This window comes from Stieleria magnilauensis (assembly GCA_007753675.1).
Taxonomy (GTDB): domain Bacteria; phylum Planctomycetota; class Planctomycetia; order Pirellulales; family Pirellulaceae; genus Stieleria; species Stieleria magnilauensis.
Genome location: CP036432.1, coordinates 4,304,360 through 4,326,797 on the forward strand (window position 1 = coordinate 4,304,360; position 22,438 = coordinate 4,326,797).

The 22,438-nt window shown below is 60.8% G+C and carries 18 protein-coding genes; 12 read left to right on the plus strand and 6 right to left on the minus strand.

Translation table 11 applies throughout. From position 1 onward, the window contains the following. Nucleotides 1–7: 7 nt before the first annotated feature. On the minus strand, nucleotides 8–571 hold the full coding sequence (locus TBK1r_RS15235) for a PDZ domain-containing protein (protein WP_419581370.1): 564 nt from the start codon (nucleotides 569–571) through the stop codon (nucleotides 8–10). A 216-nt stretch (nucleotides 572–787) separates the two neighbouring features. Between TBK1r_RS15235 and TBK1r_RS15240 the strand changes: the two genes are divergently transcribed. The 4 genes from TBK1r_RS15240 to TBK1r_RS15255 all read left to right on the plus strand — a co-directional run bounded on the left by TBK1r_RS15240 (nucleotide 788) and on the right by TBK1r_RS15255 (nucleotide 7,730). After that, nucleotides 788–2,182, plus strand: coding sequence for a Na+/H+ antiporter NhaA (locus tag TBK1r_RS15240; RefSeq protein WP_419581371.1), 1,395 nt, complete (start codon nucleotides 788–790; stop codon nucleotides 2,180–2,182). Between the two features lie 43 nt (nucleotides 2,183–2,225). Further along, on the plus strand, nucleotides 2,226–3,287 hold the full coding sequence (locus tag TBK1r_RS15245) for an LOG family protein (protein ID WP_145212174.1): 1,062 nt from the start codon (nucleotides 2,226–2,228) through the stop codon (nucleotides 3,285–3,287). A gap of 197 nt (nucleotides 3,288–3,484) precedes the next feature. Continuing rightward, a complete protein-coding gene (locus tag TBK1r_RS15250; protein ID WP_145212177.1) occupies nucleotides 3,485–4,939 on the plus strand; it encodes a Gfo/Idh/MocA family protein in 1,455 nt (484 codons plus the stop codon). Nucleotides 4,940–4,955: 16 nt separating this feature from the next. After that, a complete protein-coding gene (locus tag TBK1r_RS15255) occupies nucleotides 4,956–7,730 on the plus strand; it encodes a hybrid sensor histidine kinase/response regulator (RefSeq protein WP_419581372.1) in 2,775 nt (924 codons plus the stop codon). On the opposite strand, the gene TBK1r_RS15260 is transcribed toward TBK1r_RS15255, so the two are convergent. From TBK1r_RS15260 to TBK1r_RS15275, 4 genes are all read right to left on the minus strand, one after another. Continuing rightward, entirely contained in the window at nucleotides 7,717–9,306 is a 1,590-nt protein-coding gene (locus tag TBK1r_RS15260) for an ABC transporter permease (RefSeq protein ID WP_419581373.1), read from the minus strand. The genes TBK1r_RS15255 and TBK1r_RS15260 overlap by 14 nt on opposite strands. Before the next feature lie 142 nt (nucleotides 9,307–9,448). Next, a complete protein-coding gene (locus TBK1r_RS15265; RefSeq protein ID WP_145212183.1) occupies nucleotides 9,449–10,576 on the minus strand; it encodes an ABC transporter ATP-binding protein in 1,128 nt (375 codons plus the stop codon). Then, nucleotides 10,573–13,080: a hypothetical protein gene (locus tag TBK1r_RS15270; RefSeq protein ID WP_145212186.1), complete on the minus strand. Its 2,508-nt coding sequence runs from the start codon at nucleotides 13,078–13,080 to the stop codon at nucleotides 10,573–10,575. Before TBK1r_RS15270 ends, TBK1r_RS15265 begins: the two co-directional genes overlap by 4 nt. A gap of 8 nt (nucleotides 13,081–13,088) precedes the next feature. Continuing rightward, nucleotides 13,089–13,586, minus strand: coding sequence for a hypothetical protein (locus tag TBK1r_RS15275; RefSeq protein ID WP_145212189.1), 498 nt, complete (start codon nucleotides 13,584–13,586; stop codon nucleotides 13,089–13,091). 266 nt (nucleotides 13,587–13,852) lie between these two features. Here TBK1r_RS15275 and aroF point away from each other — a divergent pair, with 266 nt between their 5' ends. The 8 genes from aroF (at nucleotide 13,853) to TBK1r_RS15315 (ending at nucleotide 20,919) form a co-directional block, all read left to right on the plus strand. Continuing rightward, the gene (gene aroF / locus TBK1r_RS15280; RefSeq protein WP_145212192.1) at nucleotides 13,853–14,890 is read left to right on the plus strand and encodes a 3-deoxy-7-phosphoheptulonate synthase; all 1,038 of its coding nucleotides are present in this window, start codon (nucleotides 13,853–13,855) and stop codon (nucleotides 14,888–14,890) included. Next, nucleotides 14,887–15,642 carry a triose-phosphate isomerase gene (gene tpiA, locus TBK1r_RS15285; RefSeq protein WP_145212195.1) on the plus strand — a complete coding sequence of 252 codons (756 nt, stop codon included), beginning with the start codon at nucleotides 14,887–14,889 and terminating at the stop codon, nucleotides 15,640–15,642. The genes aroF and tpiA overlap by 4 nt, the downstream gene beginning before the upstream one ends. Before the next feature lie 45 nt (nucleotides 15,643–15,687). Continuing rightward, nucleotides 15,688–16,266 (plus strand): preprotein translocase subunit SecG, encoded by a 579-nt coding sequence (secG, locus tag TBK1r_RS38590; protein ID WP_419581374.1) that lies wholly within the window; start codon nucleotides 15,688–15,690, stop codon nucleotides 16,264–16,266. A gap of 166 nt (nucleotides 16,267–16,432) precedes the next feature. Then, a complete protein-coding gene (locus tag TBK1r_RS15295; protein ID WP_145212198.1) occupies nucleotides 16,433–17,398 on the plus strand; it encodes a YicC/YloC family endoribonuclease in 966 nt (321 codons plus the stop codon). Nucleotides 17,399–17,420: 22 nt separating this feature from the next. After that, complete coding sequence (gmk, locus tag TBK1r_RS15300) at nucleotides 17,421–18,023, plus strand: guanylate kinase (RefSeq protein WP_145212201.1); 603 nt, start codon at nucleotides 17,421–17,423, stop codon at nucleotides 18,021–18,023. Beyond that, entirely contained in the window at nucleotides 18,008–18,286 is a 279-nt protein-coding gene (locus tag TBK1r_RS15305; protein ID WP_095741410.1) for a DNA-directed RNA polymerase subunit omega, read from the plus strand. Before gmk ends, TBK1r_RS15305 begins: the two co-directional genes overlap by 16 nt. A gap of 365 nt (nucleotides 18,287–18,651) precedes the next feature. Next, complete coding sequence (locus TBK1r_RS15310; protein WP_145212204.1) at nucleotides 18,652–19,203, plus strand: flavoprotein; 552 nt, start codon at nucleotides 18,652–18,654, stop codon at nucleotides 19,201–19,203. Between the two features lie 72 nt (nucleotides 19,204–19,275). After that, nucleotides 19,276–20,919, plus strand: coding sequence for a putative manganese-dependent inorganic diphosphatase (locus TBK1r_RS15315; RefSeq protein ID WP_145212207.1), 1,644 nt, complete (start codon nucleotides 19,276–19,278; stop codon nucleotides 20,917–20,919). Between the two features lie 9 nt (nucleotides 20,920–20,928). On the opposite strand, the gene TBK1r_RS15320 is transcribed toward TBK1r_RS15315, so the two are convergent. Continuing rightward, nucleotides 20,929–22,341 (minus strand): BBP7 family outer membrane beta-barrel protein, encoded by a 1,413-nt coding sequence (locus tag TBK1r_RS15320; RefSeq protein WP_145212210.1) that lies wholly within the window; start codon nucleotides 22,339–22,341, stop codon nucleotides 20,929–20,931. Nucleotides 22,342–22,438: the final 97 nt, after the last annotated feature.

Here is a 22,438-nt window from a genome sequence, read left to right on the forward strand (position 1 = left end):
ATTCTGTTCAGTGCCCCAAGCATTCAAAGAGCGTCTGTAACGTCGCCCGCAACGGCTGAACCATGCCCGAACCGCTGCGCTCGACGAGCAGCCAAGCCTGTCGCCCCGGGGCCGAGTCAATGGCTCGGTCCAGGCGAACGAGGCGATCTCCCAGCAACCCCACTTGGTTTCCGTTGACGGTCAGAATCCGGTCCCCCACGGAAAGCCCGCAACGCTCGGCGGCGCTGCCGGGCAAGACGGCCGTGACCACACATCCCGCCCCCGTGGGCGTGGAACGAACACCCAAAATCCAGCGCCGCGGCACGTCCTCTCGGTGACGCTGATCGGGCCGGGGACCGGTTCCGTGTTGGTTCACCGGGGTGAGAAGCTTTGCCGCACCCGTTTTGTCCGTAACACGATGATCGCCCTGTGCGGTTTCCACCGTGTCAGCGATGGCATTGGTTTTCGGCAGCAACGCGGGCGTGTGATCCGGTCCCTGGCCGAAGACGGTTGCCGAAAGCATGCCGACGATCAGGGCGACGGCGATCACCACGTAGCCCAACACCGGATTTTCAAGCTGATCTTCGTTCACGGGACGGCCTCGCATGATTCTCGTGGCGGTTTCAAGGGTCGCAAAAAACGCGGTTCACCAGACCAAGCGGGAAGCCACCACAGATGTTACCGATCACCTGGGGTCACCAAAAAGAAACACAATCGGTACCATTCCGCAGATTGGCGGCGGCGGCCATCGGGCCGCAAAGCCATCGCAGAACACCCCTCCTATCCAAACCAGGGATTCGCACGGTCCATGTCCGGGCACGAAACTTCAAAGGGCGGCGTTATCCGCTTCCTGATCGACAATTCTCTCCTGCTGGTGATCGGAGCCGTTGCGGCTTTGACGTGGGCCAACTTGGCCGACCGAAGCGGCAGCTCCAGCTATCAGGATTTCATTCATTACGATGTCCGAAACCTATGGGGCGGCGGTGAACACCACCCCCCCAGCCCCGTTTCGATCGACGATCACGCCGCCTCACCTTCGGCGGGGCAGTCCGCGTCGGCAGATCAAGTGGCCGCCGGGGCGACCGAACACAGTGAAGACGCTCATGGAGAAAGCCACGCTGACGGCGGCCACCATTGGTATTCGCTCGGTTTTTTGATCAACGATGTCTTGATGGCATTGTTCTTTGCCATCGCGGCCAAAGAGGTTTGGGAATCGTTGCTGCCCGGCGGGGCGCTGTCCAATCCGCGGAAAGCGGCGACGCCGTTGCTGGCGACCTTCGGCGGCATTGTCGGCCCGGCGCTGTTTTATCTCGCCGGAGCTTACGCGACGGGAACCCAGGCCGAATTGGGACAGGGATGGGCGGTGCCGTGTGCGACCGATATCGCGTTCAGTTACCTGGTTGCCCGATTGATCTTTGGGGCAGGGCACCCGGCGATCGCCTTCCTGCTATTGCTAGCGATCGCAGACGATGCAGCCGGCTTAATGATTTTGGCGATCTTTTATCCGTCGGCGCCGATCGAACCGATTTGGTTGCTGTTGACCGCCACCGCGATGGGTTTGGCGTGGTTACTAAGAAAACTGAAGGTTCATTCGCACTGGTTTTATATTCTGGGACCGGGGGTGCTGTCGTGGTTTTCGTTTTACTCGGCGCACATCCACCCGGCTTTGGGTTTGGTGCCGATCATCCCGCTGCTTCCCGCCGCGACGTCCGACCTGGGGATTTTCGCCAAGGCAGAGTTGCAGCGTGACGACACGTTGAACGAATTCGAGCACTTCTGGAAAACCCCCGTCGAATGTATTTTGGGCCTGTTCGGACTCGCCAATGCGGGCGTCGTGCTCAGCAGTGTCGGGACGGGGACCTGGCTGGTTCTGGCCGGACTGCTGCTCGGCAAGCCTGTGGGGATCACGGCGATGACGTTGCTGGCCGAAAAAGGGTTTCGATTGCAGAAACCGGCCGGAATGGATTATCGCCATGTCGTCACCCTCGGTATGGTTGCCGGCATCGGGTTCACTGTCGCGTTGTTCGTTTCGGTGGCGGCCTTCAAGATCCCCGGCGCGACACAGGACTCGGTGAAGATGGGCGCGTTACTCAGTTTCGGCGCCGCCCCACTGGCAATCCTGATCGCCAAACTGCTGTCGATCCGCGCCGACAGCGACGACGAGGATAACGACAAAGAAACCGAGAGCGACGTGGCCGCGTGAGCCGGCTTTTTGAGCCTTCCCCATGTTTGACGGATAAACGCAGATGCAACCGAATCCAACGGATCCGAAACACTTACCGCCCGAGGCGATCGGTGAATGCGAACTCGAACGGCCGCAACCGGCCGACGAACCGATTTCGACAGTCCCGGCGGTCGAAAGCTCGGATCTGTTTGACGAGATGCGTGCGACCATTGCCCGGTTGGAAAAAGACCGCACCTCCCGCGGTGACTTGAAGATCCTGTCCCGGACGCTGCTGGAACTGCGTTATGCCTTCAAAGTGTTTCGTCCCTACCGTCGCCGTCGAAAGGTGACGATTTTCGGTTCCGCCCGCACCAAACCGGATCACCCCGATTACCAATCGGCGGTCGAACTGGGGCGGCGAATGGCCGAACATGGCTGGATGGTGATCACCGGCGCCGGGGGCGGCATCATGGAAGCCGGCCACGTCGGTGCCGGCAAGGAAGCCTCGATGGGGCTGAACATCATGCTGCCCTTTGAACAGGGCGCCAACGATGTGATCGAGGGTGATCCCAAACTCGTGACGATGAAGTACTTCTTCACGCGGAAGTTGATGTTCGTCAAAGAATGCAGTGCCGTGGTCTGCTGCGCCGGTGGATTCGGCACGCTGGACGAAGCCCTGGAGACGTTGACATTGATGCAAACCGGAAAGCAGACGATGCTTCCGCTGGTGTTGCTGGACCATCCCCAGGGAAGCTACTGGAGCGATCTGGGAAAGTTCATCGACAAGCAATTGCTCGGCGGCGGCATGATCAGCCCCGACGACGTCGCGCTTTACCGCATCACCAACGACGTGGAGGTGGCGATCGACGAAATCCTAGGGTTTTATCGACGCTACCACAGCATGCGCTACGTCCGCGACCGCCTGGTTTTCCGGCTCAAGGAAAGTCTGCCGGAGGAGAAGATGGAAAAGATCCAGACCGAGTATTCCGGCATCCTGGTGGACGGCCGCTTTGAGCAATGCAAGGCCCTAGCCGAAGAATCGGGTGAACCGGATCTGGCCGGCCTGCCGCGTCTGGTGTTTCACTTCAACCGTCGCAGCCTCGGCAAGCTCCGCAAGTTGATCAACGAAATCAACGCCGACTGAGGCCCGATGATGCCGGGTCCGCGATCTGAGCGGTCAGAACAACATTCTGCCCCGTCGGGTTTCGAAATATCCGCAGCAGTCCCGCCAGCGACGGGGCGTTCCGGGTTATCATATCGGGTCAATTCTCAGCCCGTCGTCGACGATGCTGTACCCCCGCAACGGTAACTCATCCTCTTGATCTGCAAAGAGATTTCCAAATGAACAGACTCTCTCGCCGCCAATTTGTCGGCTCGACCGCATCCGCCGCTGCCGCCCTGACCGTCACGTCTGCGTTGCCGGGCCGTTCGCTTCAGGCGGCCAACGCGAACGACGAAATCAACCTCGGATTCATCAGCTGTGGCGGACGGGCCGGTCAGTTGATGGGACAATTCGAAAAAGTCGAGGGCGTCAACATCGCCGGGCTGTGCGATGTCGATGAAAATCGATTGGGCGCGGCCAAGCAGCGTTTCCCCAAGGCTCAGAGCTGGACGGATCTGCGCGAGTTGATCGAATCACCGAGCATCGACGCCGTGGTCATCGCGACGTGCAATCACTGGCACTGCTTGGCTGCGATCTGGGCGATGGAAGCCGGCAAAGATGTGTACGTCGAAAAACCGCTTTCGCATAGCCAGTGGGAAGGGCGCCAGACGGTGGCGGCGGCACGCAAGTACGACAAGATTTGCCAAATCGGAACGCAGCAACGCAGCGACCCGATGCAGGCCGAGATCAAACGGTTCCTGCATGAAGAAAAGGCGTTGGGCGAGATTCAGGCGGCGCGGGTCAATCGCTACGGCGTCCGTCCGTCGATCGGCCGCCGCGACACCCCGTTGGAAATCGAAAAGAACGTCGCGTATGACCTGTGGCTGGGACCGGCCGCCGATGAGCCGATCTACCGCGAAAAACTGCACTACGATTGGCACTGGGATTGGAACACCGGTAGCGGCGAAATGGGCAACTGGGGCGTCCATGTTCTGGACGATTGTCGCAACAACATCTTCCAAGACAGCGTGGCCTTGCCCCAGCGTGTCCTCGGCGGTGGTGGTCGCGTCGTGTTGAACGACGCAGGCGAAACCCCCAACGTCCACTTCGCCTATTTCGATACCGGATCGATTCCGGTGGTGATCGGGCTGAGCAACTTGCCGTCCCAGCCGGGCGGCAAGAAAAGCCCCTCCCATCCCGGCCCCGCCAGCGGCTACATGGCGTACTGCGAAGGCGGCCGGTTCGAGGGCCAACGTGGCGGCGCGGCCGCCTATGACAGCGACGGCAAAAAGATCAAAGAGTTCAAGGGCAATCGGGGCGATACCGTTCACCAACAGAACTTTATCGATGCCGTTCGCGCCCAGGATCGCAGCCTGCTCAACGCCGAAGTCGCCGTCGGCAACGACAGCACCGGATGGTGCAATTTGGCCAACGTCGCCTTCCAGGCGGGCGAAAGCTTTAGCCGTGAATTGGCCGGCGAGGTAAAACTGGACCAGTGGGACGGGCTGCTCGGTGAAATGGATGAACACCTCGCCGCGCATGATCTAAAACTGGACAGCAGCGAGATCAAGCTCAGTCCGATGTTGTCGTTGGATCCGAAGACCGAACAGTTTGTCGGCGCCGATGCCGATGTCGCCAACGGGTTGCTCCGCCGCCAGTATCGCAAAGGGTACGAAGTTCCCGAGATCGTCTAGCAGGAACTCGCCTACCATGCCGCCCGCCCCGATGGATCGACTCGTGTTTTTTCGCGCCCTCGCGGCGACGTGTCTATGCATGGCGTTTTTCGCCGCGTCGGGTCTTGCCACCGCGCAGGGTGACGCCGCGCAGGGTGACGCGAAGCAGGGTGGCACTAAGCGTCAGGCCGCAGTCGAATCCGGCGATGTCATCCACAGCCTGTTGGATTTGAAACGGCATTACGGGCGGACGGACGTGGAGTCACTTCCGGTCGATTTGCACGCTCGGGTCAACTACTGGGACGTACGCGACCGAGCGGTGTTTGTGCAGGACCAACACAGCGCGATCTACCTGTCCGTTCCGTTCGTCCAGTTCGAGCGTCACAGCCGCCTACCGCCTGGCACCCGCATCCGCGTGATCGGTCGCTTGGTGATGGACGGTCATTACGTTCAAGTTGAAACGGTCGAAGTCTCCGATGACGTCGTCCCCGTCGAACCCAAGTCGCTTCGCATCGAAGACTTGACGCTGGGCAATCGATGGTCGCAGCGGGTCAAGACGACCGGTGTCGTGCGGGAGGTCGCCCGTTTCGGTGACCGTTGGATCGCTTCCTGCACGTCGGGCGATACCTCGTTCTTGGTTCACCGTTTCGAAGAGAACGCCATCTTCCAATGGACCCGTCTGATCGGTCACGAAGTGGAGATGGAAGGGACGTTGATCTGCGAAGTCGATTCGGACGGACAGCCGACTCGATACATCGTCGAGATGAACGAATTTGATTCCCCCTTGCGACCGATTCGGCACGTCGATGACATCGTCTCGGTCGCCGATGCGGAGAGCAGAACGATCGAACAACTTCGCACCACCGACACGATCCCAGGCGGGTTGTATCAGACCAGCGGTCAAATCACATCGGTCGCGGCGGGCGACGGCTATTTGATTGAATCCGAGGGCGCTGGGATTTTCATCGCCACCGCGATGGCCCGGGAAGATGCGGCGGGGCACTTGGTGGATGTGACCGTACGCCGCCAGGGGACGAACCAGTTTCAAGCCGTCTCGCTTCATTCCAGGGCTTTTCAGACCGTTCCGCCGCCGCAGCGTGACGAGGCTCAATCCGTTGAGTTGTCGCTGCTTCCCTACCGTGCGACGATCGAAGCCGATTTCATTTTCTCACTCAGCCAGGACGACGAACGCATCATCATGCTCCGTGACGGCGACACGGAGTTTGCGGCGACGTTGACGGTCAACGACGCGACCTGGGAAGACCTCTCGTTGGAAAACGCTCGCCGTGTCGCGGTCACAGGAATGGTGTCCACGGCGCCGCCCGGGATGACCGAGCTGGAGCAAGATTTTTCTCCCGAGTTCATTGTTGAATTGGAAGGCCCCGATGGAGTGCTGGTCGTATCACGCTGGTGGCAATTTTCGCGTTCGGCGGGGATCTCCGCGTTGGCATTGATCGCGGTCTTGGGGATCGCTGGCATGCTCTGTTTCGCGACGCTGTGGTTTAGATTGCAACGAACGGTGCGAACCAACCGCCGATTGGAATTTCAATTGCGCGAGAGCCAGAAAATGGATGCCCTCGGTCGACTCGCCGGTGGCGTCGCCCACGACTTCAATAACCTGTTGGCCGCGATCTCATCGAACTTGGAATTGATCGACATCGGGGCTCCCCAAAACGATGATCAACCCAGCCACTGTTTAGCCTCGGCCCGCCGGTGCACGGCACAGGCGACCAAACTGGTTCGCTCGCTGCTCGGTTTCACCCGTCAGACGAATCTCGACTTGCAAGTCGGAAATCTTAATGACGCGGTCGAAGAGGCGGTGCTGCTGGCCAAGACGTCGCTGTCACCCGATGTCGTCGTTTCGCTGCAATTGAGCCCCCGGCTTCCGCCATGTCGGTTTGACCACGCCCAGCTGGAACAGGTGTTGCTGAATCTCTTGTTCAACGCCCACGACGCCTTGGGCCGGCAAACCGGAACGATCGTTTTGCAGACCGATCCGTTTGTCGACGCCGACGGTTCCCCGTTCACACGCATTCAGATTCGCGATGACGGTCACGGCATGGACCAGGAAACCCGTGCCCGTGTCTTTGAGCCGTTCTTTACCACCAAGAAAGTCGGCGAAGGCACCGGATTGGGACTGGCGCTTTCTTACGGCGTGATCAACCAGCACGGGGGAACCATTGACTGCCAAAGCGAGTTGGGCCACGGAAGCGTCTTCACGATCCTGTTACCCGCTGCGATCGATGCGCCAACGCCGGCCAAGACACACGGCGACGCCACACCGTTGAACCAAAACGCAAAACGTTTCTCCACGTCCACCGAAACCTGCGCCGAACGGGACGAACTGCTGCGCGTCGATGACGCCGAGCAGGCGATCCAGTCTCCGCCCGCTGACGTCGCGATGGAAATCCTGCTCGTCGACGATGACGACGAGGTGCGTCGCGTCGCCAAGTTAAGTCTCGAAGCGATCGGTCACCGCGTGACGGATGCCGCGGGCGGCCGCGAGGCGATCGCGAGGGTCCAGCACGGCGAGACCTTTGATGTGGTCATCCTGGACTTGATGATGCCCGATGTTTCCGGGGCTGAGACCTTTCGACAACTCAAGGCGATCCGTTCGAACCTGCCGATCATCGTCTGCAGTGGCCTGTTGATCGAGATCGAAAAACTCAAGCAGGTCTCCGGCAGGAAGCCCGATGCGAGTTTGTCCAAGCCGTTTCAATTAGCCGATCTTCAGCACAGCTTGCGACAAGTCTGCCCGCAGCCACGTTCCAGGACGGACGCATTGCAAGCCGGCCCCGTCAGCGGCGGCTGAGCTCTTCCTGGACGCGTTGCGGCGTGGCAATGCGGCGTGGACGCGTTGTCCGCCATGCGGCAAAGAACGAAAGCAGAGCCAGGCAAACGGCGGCGCCGACGATTTGCCCCAGAACGCCCGGCGGCAACCGTCGTTCCACGGCCGTTGCCATCGTGAATGCCCAATTGGTGACCTGCCAGGTCGAATCGTAACTGAGCGGTTGATAGTCGTTGTAATGCAGCTCCAACGAATACGGGACCAGCGCCGTCATCACGGCAACGACAATCAAAGCAGCCAAGCCGACTTCGACGCGAGGATTGTTGCGCAATCGGACCGCGAACATCACCACTCGCACGGCGACAAGAAAGCTGACCAGGTAGGCCGGGTACAGAATCGCCGGCACACCCAACAGCAGCCGCAGCTGTCGTCGCATCGACCCGCCGACGTTGGCCGTTCGCAGCACCCAATCCAGTGACAAATACTGGATCGACGCCAGGATCGCGATTCCGAGGATCGCGAAGACCAGTCCGGTCGTCGGTCCCGGGGTGAGCCACGTTAAAAACAGTCGGCCCAGAAAACTGCTCGGCAATTCTCGTCGAATGCGCGGCGTGATGGTCGAGCGCTCGCCCACCATCAAGGCTCCGCAAAAGGTCCACAGTCCGGCGATCACGAGTAGCCCGGCGACGTAGACCGAGATCCCATCACTGCCCAGCACGAGCATCGCCGCGGCAATCGTGGCGACGCAGATCGTCGTCAAAACCAGCAGCGACAGACGCAGCGACGTGGAACGGTTCTCCGTTTCCGGCGTCAATTGAGCCGCCGTGGCGGTCAACAACAAATGCCCCAACGATCCCGACAGCGCAAGCGTCGCCAACACCGTGAACAACAACGCCGATGCAGAGAGCGGATTGCCGTACAGGATCATCCCGACAACCATCGAACTGATCCCGTATTCGGCAAGCACGAGAATGAAGATCAGGACCAACATCGTCGCCACGCGTCCGGATCGGCCACGCGCCAACGGCGCGAAGAACAATCCGACCACCGTCAGCAACGATCCGGCCACCGCCAACGAAGCGACGATCAGCAGCGTCGTCGGCAAATCCACCCCTCGCAAGGAATACGCGTAGGCCAAACAAGGAAACAGCGTGACGAAATACAGCAACATCTGCAGCGACGCACTTGCCAATTTGCCCATCACGATCTGCCAGGGAGACAGTGCGGTGATCGACAACAACTCCAACGTCCCGTCGTCGATTTCGCTCTCCAAGGATCGATACGCCGCCAACGGCACCACCATCATCATCGGCAGCGCCAGCACCGCGTAATAACCGATCATCATCCGTGGCGCCGACGGCGTCGTGTAGATTTGCGGCATCAACGAAAGACTGCCGGCAATCGTCCACGCCAACGCCGCAAACAGGATCATCGAAAACGTGACCACAAACTGTCGGCTCTTGAGCGACTGTCGCGTCTCCTTGACCAAGATCGGATTGATCGCATCGCCCACACGCTCGCACCACCGATCCAGCCGCGCAAGCCAATCCGCCCCCGAACCGGCGTGCGTGCTATCGATCGTGTTGTCTATCGTCGCCATCGGGACATGCAGGGAAGGGGAGGAAGAAGTGGGCAGAAAAAGGGGCAAATCTCAAATCTCAAATCTCAAATCTCAAATCTCAAATCTCAAATCTCAAATCTAACAGCTAACAGCTAACAGCTAACAGCTAACAGCTAACAACCTACTGAACCAAGCCTTCGGTCACCTGCAAGAACAGGTCTTCCAAACTTTTCTTATGCGCGGTGACTTCGGCGACTTGAAATCCTTGGGTGACAAAGTGCGTCACGATGGCGGCCTGGTCGTCCGGTTTTCCGCTGAATCCGAAGCGAACGAATTGCCCGTCCAGGATCACGTTGTCGATCGCGATATGGTCCTCCAGACGTGACAGCGATTCGGTGATTTCGTCGTGGCGATTGAGGATTCGCAGGGTCAGCTCGGATTGGTTTTGTGTTTCGCTTTGGATCTGCTCGACGCTGCCGGTCGCCAGCAGTTTGCCCTGTTCGATAATGCCCACCGCGTCGCACATTTCGGCCAATTCGGTCAGGATATGGCTGCTGATCAGGATCGTTTTGCCGCGGTCGGCGAGTTCACGAATCATTCGTCGCAATTCGATGCGGGCTCTCGGGTCCAGACCGGCGGCGGGCTCGTCCAGAATCATCACGGCGGGGTCATGCACAAGCGCCCGGCCCAGGCACAGACGCTGTTTCATTCCCTTGCTCAAGCCGCGAATCGGTTTGGTGGCCATCCCGCCGGTGCCGGTAAAATCCAGCACCCACTGCAGTCGCCGGGTCCGCTCCCGCCCCACCAATCCATAGGCCCGGGCGAAAAAATCCAGGTACTCGCGACAGTTGACGTCGCGATAGGTGCCGAAGGAATCGGGCATGAACCCCAACCGTTTGCGCACCAGTTCGGGATCGTTGACGACGGAGAATCCGTCGACGAAGGCGTCGCCATAGCTGGGCAAGTCCAGCGTCGCAAGGATCCGCATCGAAGTCGTTTTGCCGGCGCCATTGGGGCCGATAAAACCGAACACTTCGCCACGGCCGACGCTGAACGTGACGTCGTTGACCGCACGGGTGTCGCCGAAAAAACGATGCAGTCGTCGCAGCTCGATGCACTCGGAGTCGTTCGTGTGCACACCGGCATGTGGGGCGACGGTCGCCTCGGCCCGCACCCGCGGTGTCGCCGATTCACCGGCGGCCGATTCACCGGCGGCCGAGTCGTTGGACGACGAGTCGTCGGACGCCGTGTCGCCGGACGGGCGCGCGGTGGCGTTGCCGTCGTCGAGTTCGTGGTCGGTGAAACTCATTGCAGCGTCCCCATCACATAGCGGACGCTGGCGACCTGCTCGGCATCCGCGATGGCGACGACGTCGGGGCTGGCCGCACCGATGCCGATAAACATGCCCGGCGGCAATTCACCACGCACAAACAGGCTTTCGTTGAGCCAGTGTTCAAACACGCCGTCGGTCACGACGAGCCCGTTGCGGCTGATTTCTTTGTTGACATAAAGCACCAGGTCGCGGATCCGTCGACTGCCTTGCGACCGCCCCGACTCGCTGACCGCGCCCACCGGTCGATGCCGGGTGTAGAGGCGTCCGAGCAACTTCGATGCGTCTTGAGTTTTGGGAATCCAGCCGGCCGAAGCGGTCTGGCCGGCTTTGATGGAGTCGGTCGACCAATAGCGACCGTCGGGCGAACAAACGACCAGATCGCGCAATTCAAAAGGCAGCGAACTGGACAGTTCAATCGAACGAGCATTGGGGACCTGACCGGAGGCGTCGAACGGTTTGAGTCCGTTGATCGAGAGTGTCCCCACGCCGCGGCGGACTTGATGGGTGACGAACTGGGTCTGGGTGCGAGACGGCAAAAACGCAGCGTCCAGCCACTGGTCGTCGGCGTCGATGTCGGCGTGCAATCGCACCTCACCGACTTCGCTGCGCAGGTCCCGCCATCGCTGCTGGCCGCCGTTGGGATACGCCATGACTTCGGCGTCACCGGCGAATCGCAGTCCCGTGCGGGGGCTGATCCCGGAAAACAGTGTCGACCGGGTCCGCTCGATCGCATCGCCGCTGGCGCCATCGATCCAGGTCAATTGCCGCACGCGAACGGTCGTCCCGAACCCATCGGAGATGATGCTGTAAGCGAACATCGCGGCGGTCGTGACCAATGCCAGCGCCGGCGCGATCAGAAACATCAAATGGGACCGATGGCCTCGCGTCGTCCAACGATAGGCGACCGGGCCGACCAGCAACACGAACAACGTCAAAATTCCCATGAACGTGTAGACCGGCGGTTCGGCGACTCCGGGAATCAGCCACCGGCGGCTGCGGAAGTCACCCATGATCGGATCAACGCCCCGGGTCAGCATTGTCGAGCAGCGATAACCGATCAATGTTTCAAGCAGATCAAAGGCCAGCAGCGAATCGATCGACTGGGAGGGGATCCCCACCACTTGACCACCGCCGACAGATCGTCGGTAGCCTTGCTTCCAATCCGAATCAAACGCTTGGATCCGCGCTTCAACCTCTTCGGTCCATTTCCCGGTCGCGACAAGCTGTGCCTCGGAAAAGCGTTCACGGATGCTCGGCCCCAAGATGACCATCGAATCGCCGCCGCCCATCGAATCGCCGCCGCCCATCGAATCGCCGCCGCCCATCGAATTGCCACCGCCCATCGAATCGCTATCGCCTATCGGAAGGGAAAGGATGCGTGGAGCGACCGGCAGCGGAGCGTTCTGCGAGGGCTCGGACACCGAGGACAACACCTCTCGAAATCGCTTCAACGAATCGTCCATCGTCGATGCGACTGAAGTGATCAGCGCGGCGAACCCGTCGTCCTCTGCCTTCTGTTGCACCAACTTCAGCCGCAACGACCGAGCCAATTCGGTCGCATCGGGGGCTTGCAGCACGACCAGCGTTCCCCCCATCAAGACCCAATCGCGGATCGCCTCGATCGCTTGACGCTCCGCCGTCGCCGCGCCCCCGGCTTGCCCCGGCGTCGGCGTGTCGAGTCGGTCACCCTGTAGTAGTCGGTCACCCTGAATCACGATGCAATCGATGTCACGCAGCAGACGCCAATCCGACGGCAGCCGCTGCAGTGACACGGTTTGCAGCGCCGGACTTCGCCTGGAAATCAACGACCGCCCCGCCCGACCCGGCCGATCGAATGAGATCGCGTCGGCCGGTTTACCGATCGGCTTGGGATCCGTGTCCACCAACAGGAAATTGCAGATCAGTTCATTGGGCAACACGGTCGCGGGGGATTGGATCGCGTAGCCGGGAAAGGGGTTGCCGACTTCAGCGGTGTAGGGTTTCAGCGGGGCGCCGTCCTCGACAATTTCGATGCGATAGGAGTTGCCGATCGTCCACTTCGGACACGATCGCGACAGCACGACCTCGGTTTGCCCCTGTGGAAAGGTCAGCGGAAACTCCGTCGCGATTGCGCGGTCAGCGGGCAGATGGCGATCGATCGGTGTTAGCCGGATCGACAATTCTCGATTTGACGTCAGCGGCCCCAGCGTCGACGTCAGCGTGACGTCGACACCGACATAGCCGACACCCATCAGATTACTCACCTGGATCGTCGCTTTGAATCCACTGCCGCCGGCTCCGTTGGCCGCATTGGGCAGCACGACTTGATGGGTGGAGAGGATTTCAGGGACGCTGAACTGGGCGTTGGCGGAGGTCGCCAGCGCGGCCAGGACCAGTGCCAGCACCGCGGCGGCCCGCATGCACCTACTGTGTGACAAGCCAGGCGGCGGAGCAGACGGTGTCTGAATGGGGGCCGAGATCAGATCGTTTGGGGAGGGCATCGCGGGGGTCAATTCGACGGCTCCCGCGGTGCGAAGATCTGCGGCGGCAGCTGATCGCCGGCAAACGGGCTGGCAGCGTCGGTTTCTTCGGTGGCTGTGAACGGATAGAGCAGCAAGAACCAGCCGATGATTTGAAAATTGATCAACCAGATCGTTTCCTGCAGCAAGGACAACATGCCCAGCGGGATCCCCAGCAATCGCGTCATGGCCAGCGCGATCCCGACGACCAGGGCCGTGACCCCGGCCACTCGCGGCAGAAAGGAGACCGCCCAGGAGAGCAGGAAGATGAATGCGGAACAGACGAACATGCAGACGGCAAAGAACAAACCGACCGCCGCGGCCGTGGCGTAGGGCCCGCCTTGGTCGGCGGCGTACACGACGGCGATCACGACGGCCGAAAACGCGGTCAGGACCAACAACGACTGAAACGAAATTCGTGGCAGTAAGCGACTGCGGAGCACCGGCTCGGTGGCCGAAACGCGTCCGCGGGGTAATTGCTGGTCCATCGCAACCCAATTGAAAAGAAGACGAGGGCGTCTCGCTGGCCCCTAATGGCACCATTCTAACAAATAGAGAGCCGTTGTAGACCGCCGCGTGGCAGGAAATCGCCACGGGCATGTGCCCCCGGCGAGCCAATTCGCTGGAAAACGCCGCCCCTTTGCCCCCCGGCGATCCTTTGCCCTCGACGAACCGCACTGCCGATCGCTAAACTCTCCCGCTTCGATCCCCTTTCCCTGCCCGATCTCCCGATTTTCATTCCAAGCCATTCACCGTGATTCTGATTCTCAAGGGCGGAGTGACCGACGAACAAGTCGACCACGTCATCGAGCGTGTCGAAGCGATGGGCTTGAAGGCGCACCTGTCGCGCGGGACGTTTCGGACGATCGTCGGCATCATCGGCGATGAATCGAAGATCGTGGTGGAATCGGTGCGTTCGATCCCGGGTGTCGCGCAAGTCGTCCCGGTGCTCCCGCCCTACAAATTGGCCTCGCGTGAGGCCCACCCCGAATCCAGCGTGATCGATGTCGGTGGGGTCAAAATCGGCGGCGGACACATCGGCATGATCGCCGGCCCGTGCAGCGTCGAAGAAGAAGACCGCATGCACCGCATCGCCGAACAGGTCGCCAAGGCTGGTGCGAACATTTTCCGTGGCGGCGCGTACAAGCCGCGGACCAGCCCCTATGCGTTTCAGGGACTCGGCGAAGCCGGGCTGAAACGACTCCGCGAAGTCGGCGACGCCCACGCCATGCCGGTCGTGACCGAGGTGACCGATCCGCGTTTGGTCGAATTGGTGGCCGAATACGCCGACATGCTGCAAGTCGGTGCCCGCAACATGCAGAATTTCGCGTTGCTCAATGAAGTCGGCGCGTCGAAGCGGCCCGTGTTGCTCAAACGCGGCATGTCCGCCACCGTGACCGACTTGCTGATGTGCGCCGAGTACATCCTGTCCAAGGGCAATCCCAACGTGGTGCTGTGCGAGCGCGGCGTGAAAGGATTTGACCCCGCGACCCGCAACCTGTTCGACGTCGCGGCCGTGCCGCTGGTGCAGCAACTCAGCCACCTGCCGATCATCGTCGACCCCTCACATGCCACGGGGAAACCCGAACTGATTCCCGCCTGTGCGATGGCCGGTTTGGCCGCCGGCGCCGACGGGGTCCATGTCGAAGTGCACGATTGCCCGGAAGTCGCCAAAAGTGACGGCCCGCAAGCGTTGCTGCCCGAACAATATGCCGAATTAGCGAGCCAGTTGAAGTCGCTCGCCACACTGCTTGGAAAAACCGTATCCCCCTTGCCGGAGAAGACTGCGTGAGCCGCCGAACGATTATCGCCGGAAACTGGAAAATGAACACGCGTGCCGCAGGCGGCGCGCAACTGGCTCAAGGCATCGCCGATGCCGTCGGGGAAAACCCGACGGTCGAAGTCGTTGTCTGCCCGCCGTCGGTCTACCTGAGCCGCGTCGGTGACGTGTTAGCCGGATCCGCCGTCAGCCTGGGAGCACAGAACCTGTATCCCGCCGCGGACGGTGCCTACACGGGCGAAGTCAACGCCGCCATGTTGTGCGATAGCGGCTGCCGCTACGTCATCCTGGGACACAGCGAACGACGCGCCATCCTGGGCGAAACCGATGCCCAGATCAGCGAAAAACTGGCCGCCGCGCTGGCCGGCAACCTGGTCCCGATCGTCTGCGTCGGCGAAACGCTCCAAGACCGCGAAAGCGGCAAGACCGAAGCGGTCGTCGAAACGCAACTCCGCGGCTCGCTGGAAGGACTCGATGAAGCCCGCGCCTCGGGCGTCGTCATCGCCTACGAACCCGTCTGGGCCATCGGCACCGGAAAAACAGCGTCGCCCGAACAAGCCGAAGAAGTCCACGCGTTCATCCGCAAGCTGCTCGGCGAGATGTTCACCAACGACGTCGCACAGCAGATGCGAATTCAGTACGGCGGCAGCGTGAAACCGGATAATGCCAAGGAATTGCTCGGCCAACCGAATATTGACGGCGCCCTCGTCGGCGGTGCCAGTCTAAAAGTGGATGACTTCGTCGCCATCATCAATGCCGGCTGATCCGATCAGCCCTTTTACCGTCCAGAGACAGACAACGGATTCGCAATGACCACGCTTACCAATCAGACCTTGATCCTGGGTTCACTCGGCAGTGCCGCACTGGGCTGGCTGATGTTCATCCTCTCGGTGTTTTTGATCCTGCTGATTCTCGTCCAACGCGGCAAAGGCGGCGGATTGACCGGTGCCCTGGGCGGCCCCGGCGGTCAAAGCGCCTTCGGCAGCAAAGCCGGCGACACGTTCACCCTGATCACCGCCGTCTCGGCCATCATCTGGGGCTTGGTCTGCGCCATCGCGATGTACTCCCTGGGCGTCCCGCCGCTGACCGCCGACGACGCCGATTACCCGATCGACGACACCCCGGCACTGAAATCATCCGCCGATGAAACCACCGGAACCACCGGCAGTGGTGGCCTGAGCGGTCTGAGCGGTTTGCTGTCCGACGAACCCACCGAATCCGGTGGGGATGCCGCAGCCGACACCGGAAGCGAACCGGCGACCGGAACGCCCACGATGGAATTGACACCGGCCGAAACCGCCCCCGCGGAAGAGACAGCGGACGAAACCCCGGCGGAAGCACCAGCGGACGAAACCCCAGCGGACACGTCTGAGTCAACGCCCGAATAGGCCACTGGCCGACACAGCGATTGGGCAACACTTGCGTCCCCGTCCCGCCAAGGACGGTGCGACGCAACGAGGGCGGCCGCATTGCAGGTTTCTTGCGAACGCGGAAGGCCTCCCTTTCTTCTCCCCCGGCATCGAATCACATGCCACTGATCCACCTTGACGCCGCATGACACAAGCCACCTCGACCCTTGCGCCCGCCTGCGGCATTCGCAGCATGACCGGTCAGGGAAGGGCCGCGGGAAAGACGGACATCGGAACCGTCACGGTCGAGCTGCGGACGGTCAACAACCGCGGGTTCAAGTGTTCGGTGCGGACCCCGGATCCACTCTCCGGCAGCGAAGCGCTGATCGAATCGGTCGTCCGCGAGCACTTGCACCGCGGCTCGATCAACCTGTCGATCAACCTGGAGCACCAGCAAGGCCAGACGCCGGTGCAGATCAACGACACCGTGCTGGCCGGCTACATTCGCCAGTGCAAAGCGGCCATGGAACAGTCCGGCGTGGACACCGACGCGAACGTTTCCCTGGACGTCGCCGCCTTGCTGAACCTGCCCGGGGTCCAGACCGGAGCGCGGCCCAAGGGCGATGACGCCGAAAAAGTATTCCAGCAAGCCCGGCTGGTCGTCATCGCGGCGCTACAAAACCTGATCGAAATGCGCGAGCAAGAAGGCGCCCACATGGCCGAAACACTGCTCGGCGATTGCGAAACGATCCGAGGGCACGTGCGAGCGATCGAGACACTGGCCCCGCAGGCGGCGGAGAGCTACCGGGTCCGTCTGGAGGGGAAAGTCCAGCGGGTCCTGGCCGAATATGATGCCGAAGTCAATCCGGTCGATCTGCTTCGCGAAGTCCAAGTGTATGCTGACAAGGCGGACGTCAGCGAGGAAATCACCCGCTTGGACAGTCACCTGAAGCTTTTTCAGGCGGTTTTGCGGGGGGAGAGCCCCGACGGCGACAAGGAATCCGGCCGCGACGAGCCGGTGGGGCGAAAACTGGATTTCATCATCCAGGAGATGTTCCGAGAGACCAACACGATCGGTTCCAAATCCGCTCACGCCGAGGTTTCGGCCATCGTGGTCGAAATCAAATGTGCGATCGAGCGGATGCGTGAACTGGTCCAAAACCTGGAGTAGCCCCCTAGGCGGAGCATCAACGATGGCTGAATCAACCTCCCCACGTCTGATCATCATTTCCGGGCCCAGCGGCGCCGGCAAGTCGACGGTGACACGACGGCTGTTGTCCGAGTGCGATCTGCCATTGCGATTGAGCGTCTCGGCGACCACCCGCGGCCCGCGCCCTGGCGAACAAGACGGAAGAGAATATCATTTCCTCTCTCAGCAACGTTTCCGTGAACTTCGCGATCAAGATGCCTTTCTTGAATGCAAAGAGGTGTTCGGCAAGGGACACTGGTACGGGACCTTGCGCAGTGAAGTCGCCGACGGGCTCGCCGCGGGAAATTGGATCATCCTTGAAATCGACGTTCAAGGTGCGATTGAGGTGATGGAGCATCTGGAGACCGATCCCATTTCGTTGTTCATTCATCCCGGCGGAATGGACGAACTGGAACGTCGTCTCCGCGACCGGGGAACGGAAACCGAAGCCGCGATTCAAAGCCGTTTGGAGACGGCCGCGGGTGAGATGCGGTTCGTGCACCGCTACCAATACGAAATCATTAACGGCTCGGTCGACGCGGCCGTCGCCCAAGTCTGCCAAATCCTCAGAGACCACCAGGAGAAACACACATGCTCGAAGAACTAAAAGACGAAGAGACCGTCAACAAGGTCGGCGGTCGATTCAAGTTGAGCACTTTGATTCAAAAGCGGCTCGTCCAGTTGAACCAAGGCAGCCGCGCGTTGGTCAACGTCGACACCCACGACAAGATGTCGATCGTGCTTCAAGAAATCATGCAGGACAAAATCGTCCTGAACATGGAAAACGAAGTCGAGCAAGTCCAAGAGATGGACTTGGATGCGACGATCGCCGCCGCCGAGTCCCCCGACTTGGACGCCGCGGACCTGTAGTTCGCTCGTCGCGGCAACGTCGGCCTGGTGACTCGTCCTGGCCAACGGTTTGTCGATTCAATCGCGACCGCAACAATCGTGAGCCGATGGCGCTAGCCACGGGCCCCCAACGGCAACGCCAGATACTTTGGGCACAAACCTGTTAGCGGAACGGCGCGAGCCGTCCGGTTTGACCGTCAAAGACCGGAGGGCTCGCGCCCTACCGCTAACAAAAGCCCCCCGTTTGCCGCCAAAGTAAGTGGCATCGGACTCGCGTCGTGCCGCTCATTCGATCGTCGTTTCCTTGGCGTTGGGGCCCGTCGGCTAGCGCCAAACGGCTGATCATCGTTTGACATCCGTTCGCCATTCCCCCAACGCTGTGTGCCATGCCGGAACCCGTTGCATCCAAGCGAATCCTGTTGGCCGTCGGTGGCGGGATCGCCGCCTACAAGGCCGCCATCTTGTGCAGCCGGCTGGCCCAAGCCGGCCACCGGGTGCAAACGGTGATGACGCGTTCGGCGACCGAGTTCCTGGGTCCGCCCACCCTGGCGGCGCTGTCTGGGCGGACGGTCGGCCTGGACGGTTTTGACGCCAAACATCCGCTCGGATCGCACATCGAACTGGCCCTTGACGCGGATCTGATGATCGTGGCGCCGGCGACGGCCAATTTGATCGCCAAGTTTTCTCAAGGCATTGCCGATGATCTGGTCAGCACGCTGTATCTGCAAAACACCGCTCCGGTCTTGATTGCGCCGGCGATGAGCGACCCAATGTGGAACAAACCGTCCGTCGGCCGCAACATTGCCCAGCTGACCGCCGATGGCTGCCAGCTGATCGGCCCCGAATCGGGATGGTTGTCCTGTCGCGTCAAAGGGGTCGGACGGATGAGTGACCCGGAAGCGATTTTCCAGCGAGCGTTGGAAATCTTGGCCGCGTAGGATCGACGTTGAAAGCGATTGCGATGACAATGCTCGCCAATCCAGCTCACCGTTCTCATCGAATCGCGTCTCATGCCTTTATTCGTTTTTGGTCATCGTAACCCCGACACCGACGCGATCTGTGCGGCAATCGCCTACGCGGATTTCTTGCGACGAACGACACGTCCCGATGCCATCGCAGCGAGTTGCGGACCGCCCAACCAGCGGACCGAATACGCACTCAAAATCGCCAAGTTATCGGCGCCGCGGATCGTGATGGACGTGCATCCCCTGGTCGAGGATGTCTGCCAAACCGATGTCACGCTGGCCCATCGCGACGAAGTGTTTTATGACGTCTATCGGCGAATGGACGAGCGTGGGTTGCGTAGCATTCCCGTGGTCGAACCGGACGGCAAGCTGTCCGGGATCGTCTCGCTGTTGGATATTTTGGAACTGGTGCTCAACAGCGGCGTCGATCCGCTCAAGGCACGTCAGGTACGCACCAACCTCAGCAAGATCGCCTCGGTGCTCGGCGGGACGTTCCAGCATGCGGTCAACCCGAACGTGGACGAGGACTTGATCGTCAGCGTGGGGGCGATGAGTGCCGGCGGGTTCACCGACCACATCAAACAATTCCCTGCCGAAAAATTGCTCGTCGTCAGCGGCGATCGCCCGACCGTGCAATTGCCGGCCCTCGAACTCGGCGTCCGCGCGTTGATCGTGACGGGCGGCTACCAGTTGTCCGATGGGTTGATGCAATTGGCCAGGGCGCGAGGGATCACCGTCCTGGGCAGCCCGTTCGACACCGCCACGACAACGATGCGAATCAAAGCGGCACAGCTGATCGGCGATGTGGTCGAAGAGGACTTCACTTGGCTGCCCGCGCGGATGCCCGTCACCGAGGCACGGGATAAAATCTTTCGGTCCCCGCAAGCCGTGTTCCCCGTCTTGGAAGACGGGCAACTGGTCGGCGTGCTCAGCAAAAGTGACTTGGTCAATCCGCCCAAAACCGAACTGGTGCTGGTCGACCACAACGAACTGGGCCAAGCCGTCGCCGGCGCCGACGAGGCGCGGATCGTCGAGGTGCTGGACCATCACCGATTGGGCGGATCGCTGAAATCGACCGAGCCGATTCGTTTGACGATGGAGCCGGTCGGATCGACGTGCACGTTGGTTGCAAAAATGTATCGCCAGGCCGGCATGGACCCCGAACCGGGGATCGCGGTCTGCATGGCATCCGGGATGATCAGCGACACGCTCTACCTGCGTTCACCGACGACCACCCCGACCGATCGCGACATGCTGGAGTGGTTGCAGCAGTTTTGCCCCATGCCGCTGGAATCGTTCGCCGAAAACTTCTTTCAAGTCGGCTCAGCCCTCCGCACCTGCTCGCCCGGTCAAGTCGTCCGCGAGGATTGCAAACACTTTGAAGAATCCGGGCACGCCTTTTCCATTTCGCAAATCGAAGAGATCGGATTCGATCTGTTTTGGGAACGCAAAGACGAATTGTTCGGCGCGTTGGAAAGCATGGCGCAAGAACAAAAGCTCGACTTCAGCGCCCTGTTGGTCACCGACATTGTCAGCAACGGTAGCCTGTTGATGATGAGCAGTGAACCGCAGGGCTGGGAAGACATCAACTATCCCGAACTCGAAGACCGCCTCTACCAACTCGACGGCGTCGTCAGCCGCAAGAAGCAATTGCTGCCCCTGATCAGCAGCCTGATGGAATCGATCTGATCGGCGGCATCAGAAGTTGAATTCACCGCCCAAGTGCAGACCGTGGGCGAGGTAGTCCGACTGGATCCACTGAACGCGCGGTCGTAGCGCACCGGCCAGCGGATCCATTCCGGGCGGAACCAACCCGGGATTCACGTCCCGGTCGATTTGCTCGGACGCGCGAATCACGTTGGGCAGATACAGCACCGAGTAACCGATGTTCGCGTGCAGCCGATCGGTCAATCGGATCCCCAATCGGACGCCCAACTCGGGCACCAACGAAAACTCATCGCGACTCCGCGTGCCGCTGTTGGTCCGCTGCGCCAATAGTCCGCCGTCGTAGGTTTGGCTCGTCGCCTGATCATCAATGGTGGTGCTGCCGGAAACCCGCAGCGTTTGTTCGGTGTTCCCCAGGGCGACGCGCATCGACGTTTCCAACCAGGCCCGCTGAAACAACATGCGATGCACGATGCCCAGCTGCAGTCCGTTGAACTGATTGGTCGTTTGAAACTGATCGGATGATGCGAACGTTTGCAGATCACTAGTGACTTCGCTGCGTCGGTTTTCGACGATCGACAGTGAATCGCGCAGACGAATGTTGCGGTAGCCGATGATCCAATCGGTGCGGTCACGCAGTCCACATTGTTGACAACACGCGCCATGCGTGGGGCAAAGCGAGACACGTCCGTCGATCAAGAACGATCGCAGGTTGGACTCGGTTCGAACGCGAACGTCGCCGCTGACCAAACCCGGGTACGCGATCAGCTCAGCCGTCTCGTCGCCGTCGGTGAGATCGAAGTACGGGCGTCCCAGGATCACGCTGCCGTCACTCGATCCGTTGTAGCGGTCATCGAGTTCGGACAATTGGAAGTACTCGGTTTCGATCGCGAAATTCCGTTGCGGAGAAATCCAAAGTCCGCCACCGATCAAGAACCCGCCGGTCGAACCGTCGTTGAGCGTCTTGCCGCCGAATGCGACCGAGGTGCCGGCTTCACCGAGCGTGGCGGCGACGTCCTGGCCGGTGCCGTCGGGGCTGGTCGTGACCAGCGGCGGGGCGTCCATGCCAGAGACGTCCCACAGCAGATACTCGGCGCGAAGGAAAAGCCGCGAATCGATGCGGTTTTGAAAACGTGGAAGTAGCGGATCCCATTGGCGGAGACTGTCCACCGCCGGGCTACCCGCAAAAAGTCCGCCGCCGGCAGGCAAAACCGCCGATGAAGGGTTCCCCGCGGTGGGTGCGACCATTTGGTACGGATCGGAGGAATGGGTCCCAAACTGGCTGCCGTCCAGGTTCGGATTAAAAATCGCCCCCGGTTGCTGGGCGTGACTCAAATCAGCGGAAATCAGGGCGCCGGCGAGCAAGCAAAGCTGGAAAAGTCGCCCTGCGGTCGCGCTACCGCCGGCTAAACTGGTCAGCCGCCGACTGGCAATGGCTCTCGACACGTGAAGCAACGGGCTGGTCTCCGAGCGAAAAAGGGTAGAAAATCGCCTGCGTCGCAGGATTTCGATCAAGTTTCCGGTGGCGGATGCCGACCGCGGT